This is a genomic window from Caballeronia sp. GAFFF1 (assembly GCF_023630705.1).
Classification (GTDB): Bacteria; Pseudomonadota; Gammaproteobacteria; order Burkholderiales; family Burkholderiaceae; genus Caballeronia.
The window spans coordinates 158,421-172,231 of sequence record NZ_JALQEM010000037.1 but is presented as its reverse complement, the minus strand read 5'-3'; the positions used below and the strand labels follow the sequence as shown (position 1 = coordinate 172,231).

Annotated in this window: 12 protein-coding genes and 1 pseudogene; 11 read left to right on the top strand and 2 right to left on the bottom strand. The window is 58.0% G+C overall.

Going from position 1 to position 13,811, the window contains the following annotated elements:
• The first annotated feature begins 110 nt into the window (after nucleotides 1-110).
• The 4 genes from NCR37_RS28735 (at nucleotide 111) to NCR37_RS22930 (ending at nucleotide 2,502) form a co-directional block, all read left to right on the top strand.
• Nucleotides 111-242 carry a hypothetical protein gene (locus tag NCR37_RS28735; protein ID WP_284506984.1) on the top strand — a complete coding sequence of 44 codons (132 nt, stop codon included), beginning with the start codon at nucleotides 111-113 and terminating at the stop codon, nucleotides 240-242.
• Between the two features lie 6 nt (nucleotides 243-248).
• Nucleotides 249-626, top strand: coding sequence for a DNA topoisomerase (locus tag NCR37_RS22940; protein ID WP_502800579.1), 378 nt, complete (start codon nucleotides 249-251; stop codon nucleotides 624-626).
• A 740-nt stretch (nucleotides 627-1,366) separates the two neighbouring features.
• Nucleotides 1,367-1,882, top strand: a complete 516-nt coding sequence (locus NCR37_RS22935) for a hypothetical protein (RefSeq protein WP_250475102.1) — start codon at nucleotides 1,367-1,369, stop codon at nucleotides 1,880-1,882.
• An 11-nt stretch (nucleotides 1,883-1,893) separates the two neighbouring features.
• Nucleotides 1,894-2,502, top strand: a complete 609-nt coding sequence (locus NCR37_RS22930) for a hypothetical protein (RefSeq protein WP_250475101.1) — start codon at nucleotides 1,894-1,896, stop codon at nucleotides 2,500-2,502.
• Nucleotides 2,503-3,051: 549 nt separating this feature from the next.
• On the opposite strand, the gene NCR37_RS22925 is transcribed toward NCR37_RS22930, so the two are convergent.
• Nucleotides 3,052-3,444 (bottom strand): hypothetical protein, encoded by a 393-nt coding sequence (locus NCR37_RS22925; RefSeq protein WP_250475100.1) that lies wholly within the window; start codon nucleotides 3,442-3,444, stop codon nucleotides 3,052-3,054.
• Nucleotides 3,441-4,457: a PRTRC system protein D gene (locus tag NCR37_RS22920; protein WP_250475099.1), complete on the bottom strand. Its 1,017-nt coding sequence runs from the start codon at nucleotides 4,455-4,457 to the stop codon at nucleotides 3,441-3,443. The genes NCR37_RS22925 and NCR37_RS22920 overlap by 4 nt, the downstream gene beginning before the upstream one ends.
• A gap of 442 nt (nucleotides 4,458-4,899) precedes the next feature.
• On the opposite strand from NCR37_RS22920, the gene NCR37_RS28585 reads away from it, so the two are divergent.
• From NCR37_RS28585 to NCR37_RS22890, 7 genes and pseudogenes are all read left to right on the top strand, one after another.
• Nucleotides 4,900-5,169: an antitoxin PaaA2 family protein gene (locus tag NCR37_RS28585; RefSeq protein ID WP_350029085.1), complete on the top strand. Its 270-nt coding sequence runs from the start codon at nucleotides 4,900-4,902 to the stop codon at nucleotides 5,167-5,169.
• Between the two features lie 1,870 nt (nucleotides 5,170-7,039).
• Nucleotides 7,040-8,017: a site-specific integrase gene (locus tag NCR37_RS22915; protein WP_250475098.1), complete on the top strand. Its 978-nt coding sequence runs from the start codon at nucleotides 7,040-7,042 to the stop codon at nucleotides 8,015-8,017.
• A 948-nt stretch (nucleotides 8,018-8,965) separates the two neighbouring features.
• Nucleotides 8,966-9,349, top strand: coding sequence for a hypothetical protein (locus tag NCR37_RS22910; protein WP_250475097.1), 384 nt, complete (start codon nucleotides 8,966-8,968; stop codon nucleotides 9,347-9,349).
• An 89-nt stretch (nucleotides 9,350-9,438) separates the two neighbouring features.
• A complete protein-coding gene (locus NCR37_RS22905) occupies nucleotides 9,439-10,056 on the top strand; it encodes a hypothetical protein (RefSeq protein WP_250475096.1) in 618 nt (205 codons plus the stop codon).
• A gap of 335 nt (nucleotides 10,057-10,391) precedes the next feature.
• Nucleotides 10,392-10,662: pseudogene (locus tag NCR37_RS22900) on the top strand (type II toxin-antitoxin system VapB family antitoxin).
• 734 nt (nucleotides 10,663-11,396) lie between these two features.
• A complete protein-coding gene (locus NCR37_RS22895) occupies nucleotides 11,397-12,593 on the top strand; it encodes a ParA family protein (protein WP_250475095.1) in 1,197 nt (398 codons plus the stop codon).
• Nucleotides 12,590-13,591, top strand: coding sequence for a ParB/RepB/Spo0J family partition protein (locus tag NCR37_RS22890; RefSeq protein WP_250475094.1), 1,002 nt, complete (start codon nucleotides 12,590-12,592; stop codon nucleotides 13,589-13,591). Before NCR37_RS22895 ends, NCR37_RS22890 begins: the two co-directional genes overlap by 4 nt.
• The last annotated feature ends 220 nt before the right edge of the window (nucleotides 13,592-13,811 follow it).

Below are 13,811 nucleotides of genomic sequence, written 5' to 3'. Positions count from 1 at the left end.
AGGTCGCATCATCGACCGGCGCTCAGCCGAGGCGATGTCGCGCGGCTAGACGCGGGTCTGACGGGCATCGTGACCATTACCAAGAAAACACTTGCGAACAGGCTCCGCCGTTGCCGTACAACCTCGCAAAGCTGCAGACGGAAATGCCGGCGCGGTACGGCATGTCGGCGAAGAAGACGCACGATTCGGCCCGGTCGCTGTACGAGAAGCGCAAGATGGTCATCTATATCGGCACCGACTGACGGTATCTGCCGCAGTCGATGCACGCCGAGGTCCCAAAAAAGCTTGCTGCCATTGTGGGCATGTACACGAAGCTCACGAACGGGGCCAACCCCAAGGTCCAGTCCCCATGCTGGGAGGATTCCAAGGTTATCGCGTATCACGCCATCATCCCGACCGGGCATGCCGAGCTCGGGTTGTCACACGACGAGCGGAACGTGTTCGACGCGATCGCCCGGCGCTACATGGCGCAGTTCTATCCCAAGCTTCAGTACCTGCAGATGTCACTCGATGGCCAGAACGGCGACGACGTTTTCTGCTCGACGTGGTCAAAGACACTGGTTGACGGCCGGAAAGAAGTAGACCAGCCGGCGCTCGATGCGAACAGATCGAGCCTTACGCTCTAAACGCTCGGAGGGGGCAGGTGGCCGTACCAAGCACACTGCTCGCTCAACGTCGCTGATTTCATATCTTTGGTGCTCCTGCTTCGGGTTCGTCAAGTTCGTGAGGGGCGTTATGGAAGCGAAGCATCGACACCACCGGCGCGAATTGCTGAGTCGGTAGGGGCACGTCATCAGTTGGCACGCGAGTTTGTCAGCTCGCGCGGACTGACCTCGATGTCATCCTCCGGGGCGAGAGAGTCGCGCATCGATTCAATTAGCCCGCTGGTTAAAGCGCTTGGCGAAGGTCGAGTTTGCATCGCCCATTGCTTTTGGCTGTTCAGGCGCCATGGCGTGGCCAGCGTTCGGCAGCACGGCCTCCGTCAAGCGGTCGCCGAGCATCGTTTCAAAACGTGAGAAAAGTCACGCGGGTCTACTGCATCGCCCTCTTCCTGTAAGTTTCGATCGGTGCCGTCCCGGCGGCGAAATAATCGTCCACCCAGTGTGTTACGACTGCTGGCTTACGTATCGCCTTAGCGATATGAAAACATCTTGTGTATAATGCATGATTGCATCGCTTGCCGAATTCGCGGTTATGTCAATGGCCTGGGGCTTCGGTCTTTCTCCCTTTGAGCCTCGTCGCCCGCGATAAGCTGGCCAACATAAATAACGCCAGGCGGTGCGCTCGGCGTAGTCGGATTGGAGAGTTCACCACGCATTCCCTCGGCGAGTTCAGGTCGATAATGCGTCAATACGTAAGCAGGCAAATGAATAAGGCCAGTAAACTGCAACCGGTGCGTCCAGTCGATCTAGAAATGTGGCGTACGAGGCACGGCTTCACGATCAGCGCCGCATGCGAACTTCTCGGCTTGCAGCGGCAAAAATGGGCCGAATTGCACAAAAAGCCGTCCGAGCCTATCGACGATATGGCCGTTTGCATCCTTCTCCTGTTCTACTTGGAGCATCCCGAAACGATTCCCATGGCTCGGGTCGTAGACATACGTCGCGACATGCATTCACTTGGGTTCAATCCCGAGGATCCTTCCCATAAGAAAGAGTATGCGATCGCTCACGGGCGTGAGCCAGCCGCCGCATACCGGTGGCTTGGCGACCAGGGTGCCGTAGGAAAGCCCGTTGAGCGTTTGATGGAAGCAGTGAGCAGGCTCGACACTGATTCGGCTGACAAGCGACGCAATGCGCTTCGCAAGATTGCGACAGAAGTTGCTGACCGCCAGGGTGTGACTGATCCGTTTACTCGCGGAACGTGGCGCAAAGAGCAGTGAAGGCGACATCAATGGTAAAGCCCAAGCGACCGGCCATAGACGTCACGGTCGTGCAGTTTTTCAAGCCGACAAGCGTCCCGCACCGGATTCAGGTGCGCTCGATTACCACGCCGCTTCAGAAGTCGCTACCCGGATTCATAACGGGACTGTCTGGACACCAACGCTTGAACGGCTTGATGTTTGCGCGTCAGTACGCCGATGCGCATCAACTCGAAATGATTGTGGTCGATCTGTTGGCGGGTTTCCAGCGACCGTTGTACACCAAGGTCATGCCTCCTGCGTCGGTCAAAGATCATGATGTCTTGAACATGATGCGCATCAGCAAGGATCTCGTCGGAAAGATCGCTGACTACTGGCAAAAGTGGGTGGTGGCAAGCGAGGGCAAGAAGGCCGAGAACAAATACGACTGGTCCCGCCCGTCTGACTTTGTCGCACGTCGGCCGGATCTCATCGGCAAGCTGCTGGAGCTGGAAGAGTTTCACCATGTCGCGATCGTTACTCATCCCGTGATGACCCAATTCAGCGATCAACCACTGACGGCTACTTCCTTTCGCGCGCACAGTCCGTCGATTGTCGAGGCCCACGCGCGGTTCCATCCAGAGATTGAAGTTGCGCTGTAGAAGCTCGGGTTGTGATGCAGGCGGCAAACCATGCTTACTGCTTAAAGTCTAAAGCCGGTAGCAGCCCGCTTCCGTGCGACCATCTCGCATCGGCGATGCATCACCCTTTTCACAGCGAAGCGTGCACGCAGCACTCGCCGGGGCTATTCAACCGCCCTGCGGCCTCGCGGTGAGCCGCGCCCGTAAAACCGCAATGGTGGCTGGCCCCTTCGAAGCCGCGCGCTAACCGGGCGCGCTCAGCCCGTCACCCGACGACGCGTAGGATTCACGCCGCGCGCCGACAGCCGTAAGCGGGGGACTTCCCTGGGCCAGTGCAGAATAGGATGAATCGATCACTTCGGCGAAGCAACGACGGATCGTGTGACGGCGCCACCGCGCAAGAGCATATATGGCTAGCGGACAAGCGGGCGTTCGCTTTAGCGAGAAGCCGGTGACGCCTCATCGCTGCTGTGGCCGCGACTGAAGGGCCTGGAACAGCGCCCGATGCATGAGAGAACCTTCGCCAGCGGCTGATACGCCGGCAGCTCGTGCCCATGACCGTCGACCGCATTAGTTCATGATCGACATATCCATCCGTTTCATGAGGGAGCGTTGCCCGGCGGACAAACCCTTGTGCATCGGCGCTTCCTGCGCGATTGCGTCTGTCGCGACATCTGGCACATTCCGACCGCCAATGGTCGTAACCTGGTTGCCAGCTCCTGGCGACGACGCTGGCGCAGGGCTACGCTGCGGCACGACCGGGCCTGGCTCGGCGACCGTCGCGGGGGTGGCCGATCCTGTCACATCAGGGGCCGCAGCAGCCACGATTACCCCCTGCTCCACCATTAGACCTAGATTGGCAAGCCGGCGCAGTACCGACATGCGTTTGCGCGGCGTGACGGCGGATAAGGCGTCATATAGCCCCGCATCGAGAACGTCGTGCACCATGCCGTTAAGTCTCATCGGCTTCCGTTCGAGCGCAGCCATTGCTCCCCCAACATTTGAAAGCCACGGACGTTCGCATACACGGGGTTGTCACCCGTATGCACTTCGAGGTTCGGGAAGCGAGCCTTTACCGCGTCCCGGTAGAGATGAGTTGCGCCGCCCACAAGGATGACATTCTCGATATCGACGATGCCTCGCGTGCCGCTGATGAGCTTATGCACCGCGGAATCAGCGATTTGACGCATCAGCGGACGGTATTTTTCGAGCTCGACCTGCTGGCCGCGGACGCGCAAAGCGCGTCCGGTACGCAGCGATTCGTCGATGCGCATGATATCGCCCGGATCGCAGTTGAGGTCGGCCTCAATCGCGTCGCGAACCGCCGTAAGGATGGTAGACGCGCCCTGCTCGTTCACTGCCGACGAGCGCGAATCGATCGGCCTGCTGCCCTCGGACACCACCCAATCCAAGGTGTAGTAACCGGGATCGATGATGAGGTTCATTTCGTGATCGATGGCGTCGGCCGTATTGTTTTGGACGACATAGTCGTAGAAGCCGCCCATCGGCTGAGGAACAACTGAGACCTTGTTAATCGTCACAGTTTTGCTCCCTAAGCGGTGCTCTCCCGCAATAAATTGTTCAAGAAGGCGGCGTTTGGCCCCGTAGGTCGTCAATGGCAAGCCGAGCACCAGGCAATCGATCTCATCCAGGCTCATGTACCCGAGCGCCGCCCGTACAAGCGCCAAATACCGGTTCGACAAACAGAAATCTTCGTCAAGCACGCGGTCGTGACTGCCTCCACCCAACGCCAAACGCACATCTTTGCCACACTCGTACGTTTCACCTGCAATTTCGATTTTTAACGTATCCCGCTGTCGCCCGATGGCGCGGGAGAAGTCAATGTGCAACGCCGTCGGTGTGAGCGACGGAAAGAAGTCACAAATCGAGTCCAGGCCGCCGTCAAGCATTCCGACCGTAAATTTCGTGTTGCCATAGCCAACGTCCACCGCGCGAACTACTTTACCTTTAACCATCACTGTCTCTTGTTTGCCGCTGTTAACGAACGACGCGTGCCTGCGTCACCCACACATTGAGATCGGATTGTACGTATCGTTATGTCGATACACAATCACATTGTTGTTTTTCTGCTCGTGGAAAAACGGGACATCAAGGCAAGGCCGGTGTCATACAGCGATCAGATCTAGATGCGTGCAAAACCCCGGGGTGCGTGCAGACTTCCCTGTCACCCTGGAGCTGTACTCGCCTCAATATTGGTCGACGCCTTCCAGAAGTGTTGGATTGCGTGGATCGCCTCTAGTCGGAGGCAAGGGGGTGAGCCTTCCCGCCTTTTGCGGCGGACAGTTCGTTCGCGCCCGCTATCGGCGAAGGTCAGGCACGAGGGGCCACCCCATTGAAGTGGCGACCGCGCTGAAGGAGGCGTCACGCATACTGATCGACAACGTTCGACAGCCTGCGATGCGTCTACTGCAACGGCCGCAGTATTTGATGCGTCCGGTCGTGACGGCAAGAAGCTTTCCGCCGTACATTGTCTGCCCCGATCGCGCCCAGGCGATGAAGCAGACGCACTCGAGCGCCGATGCCTATGTAACGTGGTTGCGAGAGCAGGGGCTAGAGTCCTTAGACGATCCCAGGCCGAATGTGCCTCATGATCAGGTGCCACAGGAACTGGCCGAGAAAAAGGCGCCGCTCCATAAGCGAGCCCCAGACAGTGAGGCTAGATTTTGATCGACGGGATGTAGCGAGCGAAGGCGGGAGAGTCGCAGCGCGCGACGTCGCAGTGCCCCATCAGCCGTCCGCAAATCTGACGATTGCATAAAGCGGGAGCGGAATCCTTGTCGCCCGACTCTCGTGAGACTTGCGCTGTCTGCCCGCGCACATAGCGTCCTAGCCGTCTTCAAGTTTCCATCGAGCATCGGTATCTCAATGTTTTCATCCTCGTTTGCGCGGTACCGACCTCCTTGTCAACCTCCTCTGTCCCGAACGATACGCGAGGCCGCACTCATCGTCGGTTGTTGATCGATGTGTCGCCGCGTGACCACCATGACCTGCCCTAATTGTGTCTCGATAATCGACGAGCAGCGCGAAAAACACGCCGCGTTGCGTCGTTGACGCGTCGTTGCGAGTACCGTTTCCCCCAGGGAATTGAGTCTATGACGCATGAATGCGTCGTTTTCCTTGCTACCCACATCGCTGAGCGAGTAGTAACCAGCGTACGACGCGTGGTGGCGTCATTCCCGCGCGAGTTAAGCATTGTTCGCCGGCACGTTCCCGGCCTGTGACGCGTGGCGGCGTCGTTCGCTTTTTTATTTTGCTTCGTTGACCGACCGGTACTGAACGCTTTGACGCCTCGCTGCGTCGTTCTAGCGTCGTAACTGTGTGACGCCGACATTGTTAGCTGCGGCGTCCCGCGCTATGACGCGTGCCAGCGTCGTCTCCGCGTCGTTTGGCTGCAGCAATGCCTGAGATGACTTGCGAGCATGAGTTACGGAAAGAACCTATATACGAGATTCGCCAGTGCCTTTGAGGATCGAATGCACCCTAGTGTCGTCTGTTACCGCCCGTTGACCCATGCGTCGTAATAGCCCGACATCTGAACAGCCATCTAATCTCTCGAACGGGCATCGAACCGGGAAGCGGGTCACGGCTTTCCCGACTGCCGCGGACGATTGCGCCGTATTTGAATCAATCCAGGTGGCCGTTACAACGCACTGCGCAATGCGTCGTAACAGCCATCGTCGGTTACTGGCGATCCGCAATGCGCGCTACATGGCAACCGATAGTGCGGCGCTGTGTTAGGTGAAAGAAGCGTTGGAACGCATCACATGCCAGTGCCTTCAACGGGTCAATTAGGATTGCGTGCGGCCTGTTACCGCGCGCCAGTCGATGCGTTGTAACAGCCACAGATGCGAACACGCAGCCGGTGTCTGCTGGGACGACGAACTGCGAGTTGGCTCGGCGCTTTCCAAGTGCGATGGGTGTGCCCGGCAATTTCCAATCGATCGAGGCGGCCGTTACTGAACACAGCCTCGTGCGTTGTAACGAACAGGGCCGCTGACCAGCGATGCACACTGCGCGTTGCGTCAACTGAATACTTGCTCTGCGTTACTAAGTATCGACATTGCGCACAAACAACACCGATCTCTGACCTGCACCGCTTTCCCCATCGAATCGGTATTATGCTCGGACTTGCGACGGCCTGTGCTGTTACCGCGCGCCCCATTAGCACGGGTAACGCGGCGAAAACTCTATTAGTCGAAAACGTACAGCTTCGCTGTAACGATAATTATCTGGTGTCCGAAGGGCGATCATTCGGAAGACGATCGGGGCTTGGAATCGATACGTGCTGCAACCAATCCGGCGCATGCAATTCGTCAGACTGCACGATCAATGATTACATCAAACCGTAAGCGATTAAGTGTGGAAAACGAGAAAGCGGCGATCCGGTTCGAATAGACCACCGCCTCGGTCGAGCATCGCTACGCTTTCTCGATCGGCCAGACCGAGCAAGAACGGCTGATGGTGCCGGCAACACATCGGAGTTCGCGCCGGCCGAACTCAGCCGCATTAGAAAATTAATACGACCTAGACCACACCCATGGACCGAAACCGCGCACGCAGTCAAACCAGAACTGAAGACACCATCAACAAATACGTGAGACGGGCCCGTCAGATCCTGAGCCGCATGGCCAGGGAAATGTGGTTGCACGAAGATGCCTATCCGGCACCCGACGACGTCGTCGCCTACATGGAACAGCACGCGAGTGAGTGGAAGTGGGCGACCTTTCGCCAGTACCAAGCTAGCATCGCCTGCCGGTACGACATCGAATTCGAACGCACCCAATACCCACTTTTCGCCAAGGCTGCCGAACAGATCCGGGCGCTATCGTGGGCCAACTGCAAGCCGGAATCCGAAGTCGGTCAGACTTCATCACGCAAACGCAAGGGGGTTCCGAAGCGCGATTACGATGCACTGATTGCGAAGCTCTCGAATCCGGCGAAAGGCGGTGACTACTCACGCCGTGCAGCGCTCTGGCTCAAAGCTGCAGTCAGCACCGGGTTGCGCCCGTGCGAGTGGCGCGAAGCGAGCCTCTCAGTCGACGGAGCCGAACTTATTGTCAAGAACGCCAAGGCGACCAACGGGCGTGGTACAGGCGTGAGCCGGTCTGTTCCCGTGCACCCGGACGACCTCGAGGTCGTCCGAGCCCATCTCGAGTCAATCAGTGAACTGCTCGCGAAAGGACTCGCATTCGCGCAGGTCCACGAGTGCTGCGCCGGAGCACTCCGCCGCGCTTGCCGGTCGCTGTGGCCCAACGATCCTAAGCGACGCTACGCACTCTACTCCGCCCGGCACCAATTCGCGGCGAATGCGAAAGCGGTGAAGTCGCAAGAGGAGGTCGCCGAACTGCTTGGGCATTATTCGGTCAGGACCGCACGCCGACACTACGCACGGCGTCGTTCCGCCTGGGCGCAGTTTCGGGAAGCTGCACAGTCGATCACGAAGCCAGGCGCAGCGCCGGTACCCGCTAGCCCTGAACCGATCGACGACGCCAGACCCTATCGGCCTCGGCCTTGAATCGCAACGCTCGCTTGTTGCATGCACACGCCGCTTAGGCAATTGCTTACCTCTGCTCGGATTGCTCAAACGCAAATAGGATCGTTCGCGTAACGATCAAGACTTAGCGGTATGCATTGTTGCACTCGTCGCGGTTGTCGTCGCCGCTGCCCTCGCCGTCCCGGCGGCCGCGTCCTTCTCTCGAAGCCAGTTGCTCACGCCCGCTCGCGTGGACAGAACCGGTGCAAGTCGAACGCGTCCGCTATAACTCGAGAATGGATCGCGCGACCCATGGGCCTTGATTCAGTCTGCCGCAGCTGAGGCGCAGCCCAAAACGGTCAATCAGCTGCGGCGGCATCTCCGACATCTCGTCCGCTCCGGGTAGTCTGATTGACACCGGCGACGGCGTCGCACCGGTGTACCTGGGTCATTGGCCCGCTAATACCCGTAAGGCTTGCCTGTCGGCAAAGAACTGGTCATCGCCGGAGCCGACAGCGGCCAGTTTGCCTTTCAGCAGTTCTTGCACCGGCTGCGCCGATGGCTGGCCAGCGATCGGTCGCCTAGGCATTCTGCGTTCCCCTCGCGTCTGTTCCGGCGCTGCGGGACGTCCGAGCGCTTATCGCAGAAGGTTGCGCGGCGCATTCCCAGACCCGCCGTTTTCGCGTGTTGGTCACCGCGCTCCCCGACTAGCGCCCTACCCTTTCCGGGCCTGTCGATCAGGCAGCAGGCAATGCGATCGCGACCCGAGTCGCGCACGAGAAGGGATTACGTATCGGAATGCTCCCAAAGGACCCGTGGACTCTTGGGAGCTTGCCTCCTCGTTCGGCGAGCCGCAGAAGGGTCCCAATCTTCCTCCGCGTTACTGCCATAGTCGACAGCTGAGGGGTGCTGATGCGTGGTAGACGTGAAAATCGTGCTTTCGCGGGGCTAGGCTCCACGCGTATCCTTGCGTCATCAAGGAGAAGAAACATGCCGCTCGACAACTTTGGCCGCTACATGGTGAGTGACAGATTTCTACAACGCGCGAACGCCGCTATCGAAAAGGCCGTGAACGAGCTTGAGGCCAAGGGAATCAAACCTGCTTATATTGTGCGCGACGGTGAGCCGCGTGATGAAGCCGTGGAACGCGTTCCTGTCGCTGTCGCGAACGCCGGAACCGCCCGCGGTAGCCGATTGGGTCGCTACATTACGAGCCAGGTATTCGCTGACCGCGTCGCGAATGCGGTCGAGGACGCAGTGCGTGAACTGGAGGCCAGAGGGCTGAAGCCAATTCACGACGAACCCGCAACTGCTCGTGCTGTTCTAGCTGAAGTGTGCGCGAGGGGCGATACGTTGCGCTGTGCAATCGCCTAAGCGAACTGTTGCGCTCGCCAACCTGTGCACGGCAAGTCGACGCGGCCACCACTGCGACGGCCAGCGCGTTACTGCTTGCGAAAACTGCGATGCCAAGCGACGAAGCGAAATTTATGGCCGGGATTCGGGCACAACTGGCTCCTGCGCGCGAGCTACCCGTCCTGGTCGAATGGGCGTCTTGCTTGATCGATATTGACCTCGGCAGTCCCGATGCGATGCGCGATCGAACAATCATCGTCGATGACCTATTCCAACGACGCGTTAACGCGCTTCGGCAGGCGCTGACTAGAAGAAGGCGACGCACCGAACCAAGACACGCTTTCAAAGACAACGAGATGAGCCCAGACCTCGAGAAACAGCTATTCGAGCGCTATCCGCAAATCTTCTCGGGACAAGAGCGGATCTGGTGTTGGGACGGCTGGTTCAATTTGATTGACACGCTGTGCAATCAATTGCAGCAGGCGACAGCGAAGGGAGCGCCGCAAGTCACGACGTGGCAGGTCCGAGAAAAAATGGGCGGCTTGCGTTTCCACGTGCAGCGACCCGAGCCCCTGCAACATGGCATGATCAAGCTAGCTGAGGCCATGAGCCTGCGCATCTGCGACCTGTGCGGGAATCGTGGCAAGCTTCGTGGCCTAGACGGAGACATGAGTAGCGGATGGATGCGAACCCGCTGTGATGAGCACGCGAACACGCAGCCGGAATAATCCATGACCGAAGAAGAAACCAAGGCGGCAGAGCAATGCCTTGATGCAGGCAAAGCGGGCACGGCAGCAGCGCGAGCGCGAACGGGTGGTGAGCGGCCAATACACACTTAAATCGATGTTTCTCATCTCGCCGGAGATCGTTCACACGCTTGCTCTTAACCGGCGCACGGACGACTTGTGATTGAGAAAACGAGTGATGACGGAGACAATGGCCGGTTGATCACGGACGCCGAGGCCGAGGGTTATGACCGCCCGGCAGTTGCGAACGCGCGCATTGGCATGGGCATCATTTGACACCAATAATCAAGCATCAATAGGAGCTTGCGAGGCCTACCATCATCGCTCTTGATGATGGCTTGAGCGCCAAGGCTCGGGCCAATACAGGTAGAAGAGAAAACATCGCTGGTTCGCGAAGCGCTGAAGGCGCTGATTCAGCGTGAAGCCGCCAAGCGACTCGAGAATCGTGGCGGAAGCGAACCGGGCATCACTAGAGCGCCTCAAAGAACTTCCCGAGTTCCGCGGGTGTTTGCCGTGTCCCGACACGCAGTTCGACCTCGGCGCTCTCGTCGATTGGCGGAGGCGTATGCGACCCCGTTGGCGCCTTAGGATGCCCAGCGAGCGCCGCGTCGATGGCGTCAAGGAATGGCCGGCTCGCAGCTGTGGGCTCTCCGCCGTGGATATTCCGACACCGGCAGTGCAGCGTACGCTATCGACTGCCGAAATAGAGTAACCGTCGCAACCAAGGAGAGAAGCACGGAGGTGGCGAGCGACCGCCCCTGCCACAACGCTACCCTGCAACGGCGCGGTTTGCGCTGTTGGTGCATCACGGCCGTCCACCGTTGCGCGCACGCCCTCGCAGGGCACGACCGGCTAAGACCACAACAGCTTCATAGAAATGTTTCCGGTCCGTATCCGAGAAACAACAGTCCGTCCTAAGAATGTCGTATCATACGCAGGATACGAAAAGCGAGTGAGGAAGGCAAGGGCTGCAGTCGAACACTGGCATTAGTGCCGGTGCAAATGAAGGTCATTGGTTCGAAGGCTCGGCGGATTTCGCGTCAATGCCTACGCGCCGCAAGCAAAGCGTTTCGGCTAACAGCTTCGAGGCCCTCCGGCGCGGGCACCGACGCGCTTGATTAACGCGATCGGATGACTCTGGCGCTTAACGTTGTTTCGCGGAACCTACGTGTCCCGCCCGCGCTGCAAGGCGTTGCGCGATCGCAAAACCTCAAAGTTAACTTGCGTTTACCCAGCTTGCCGACTAAAGTCTGCCTTGATTCTATCGCTCGAATAAAAAACTCTTCTATCGATAGAATATCTCTTGACGATAAAAACGGACCATGGACTTAGACCTCGCCAACCCCGGCAAGACGACGCCAGAAGATCTTATCAAGCTCGCTGGTTTGTCCGACTTCATGTTGCAAAAGATTCGCGACGAGCTACTCGAACCATTCCCAAGGAAGGTTCCGCCGACGATTAGTTCAGCACGGGTCCAAGAGATGTGCGGGATTGACGTCCAGCGGATGGCCTACATGCTCAAAAAGGGCGAGCTTCCTCAAGGCAAGCAGACCCGTCGAGGGTCGCCGCGTCAATTCACCGTGGTTGAGGCTGTTCAATGGGTCCGTGCTGAACTGGCTCCAACTCCAAGATCGGGTCCCGGTAAGGTTATTGCCGTCGCCAATTTCAAGGGCGGCGTGACAAAGACCACGATGTCAACCGTCCTCGCACAGGGACTGGCGATGCGTCGTGGTCGACGTGTTTGCCACATAGATCTCGACCCGCAAGGAAGTGCGACAACGCTGTATGGGATCAACCCGCACGCAGAAGTCGACGCTTCGCAAACCATCATGCCCTTAATCGAGGCCTACTTGAGGGGTGACGAGTTTGACATGCGGTCCCTTCCCCAAGAGACTTATTGGCCGAACTTAGACCTGATTCCGTCGTCCACTGAACTCTTCAACGCTGAGTTCATGCTTCCTGCGCGCGCATCGGCGGGCGCCCGCGGCGAGCGATTTGAAAACGTCCTTCACGCGGGACTTGAAGCGCTGCGCGAAGAGTACGACTACATCATTTTGGACACGGCACCGACGCTGAGCTATTTGACCATCAATGCTGTCTTCGCGGCTGATGGGGTGATTGTGCCTGTCGTGCCGGACGTTTTGTCGTTCGCCTCCATGGTGCAATTTTGGCACTTGTTTTCGGATTTGGTGACAGGCATGGCAGCACGCGGAGAACAGTCACGCAAAGAATTCGACTTCCTCGACATCTTGATCACGCGCATGACGCCAAAGCCGGCAGCCAAGGCGGTCCAATCGTGGATTAGCCAACTCTACGGTAACCGCGTCATTCCAGTCGAGATTCCAGAAACCGATGTCGCTCGCAATACGAATATGCGATTTGCGACGGTCTACGACATTACGACATATGAGGGGGGTGCCGAGACTTTGCGTCGGATTCGAACGCCGTGTGACCAATTCGTTGATCGCGTCGACGATCGCGTGTCGGCTCTTTGGCAAAAAGGGGGTAACGCATCATGAGCATGAAAAATTTTGCCTCCAAGGCCGCGAACATACGCCTTACAAATGAGGAGGCAGACGAGGCACAGAAGCGAGCCGCGACGACGCCTCGCACCGCTCCCGGTCAATTGATGCACCTCCAGGCGAAGTCGGAACAGCAACAGGATGAAATCGACCGCCTCAAGAAGGAGCTGCAGGAAGCCAAGCAAATGGGCGGTGCGGTAGATGTGCCTCTTTCCGATCTGCATGAGGTCCCGGGCCGGCGTAGATACATGGCTCCGGGGAAGTATGCCGAGCTGCGAGACAATCTGCGGCACAACAAGCTCATCCATCCGGTAGTGGTCCTTCCTCGCACACAAGGCGGATTCGAAATTATTTCGGGACACCATCGGTGCGATGCTTATCGTGAACTAGGGCGCGAAACGATTCGTTGTGTACTGGGCGAGGCGACGCCAGAAGAGGCCGATGAAGGAGCCTTCTTCGCAAACTTGATGCAGTCGGACCTTACCGACTACGAGAAATACGTTGGACTAAAGCGATTTCAACACGAGCATCCAGAACTGACCAAGGCATCTGTTGCGGAGCATGTGGGGATCAGTCCGTCGCATATCAGCGCTCTATTATCCTTCGAACGTCTCCCGCAGGAAGCCCGGAAGATTCTTGAAGCGAACATGGCGCTATTGGGAGCAAACGCCGCGGCGGAGTTGGCGGTTCTCGCTGAGGCGGGCAAGAGCGACCGAGTGCTAGAGGCGGTCAAACGTCTTGCGGATGGGAAGTTTGACCAATCGCAGGCGATTAAATTCGTACGCGCTTCGGTCGAGCCCAAGAAAGCAGCGACAGGAACTACGAACTTCAAGATCCGCTCGGGAAAAACGACGTGGTGCGACGTCCGCAGCGCAAAGAACGTCATGCGCATCGAGTTCCAGTCAGAGGAGATCGCGAACTCGGTCCGTGACGCTATCCGCAAACACCTTGAACAACTGGCACAGGTTCAAAAAACGCAAACCATTGATTTTTAAGCCCTTCGTACTACGCAGGCGCTGATGGAGAAGGAAATGAAGGAACTCTAAGTCTATAAAAGACAAAGGCCCGCAGCTGGAAACTGAGGGCCTTTGTGATTGTGGGCTTGGCTGGAAACCTTGCCGCACTACTCCCCAGCTGGAAACTGGAAAGGGACTACACACATCCCGGAGTTTAGCGCAACAAGATCGACAGTCAAGTGAAACCTACCCATTCACC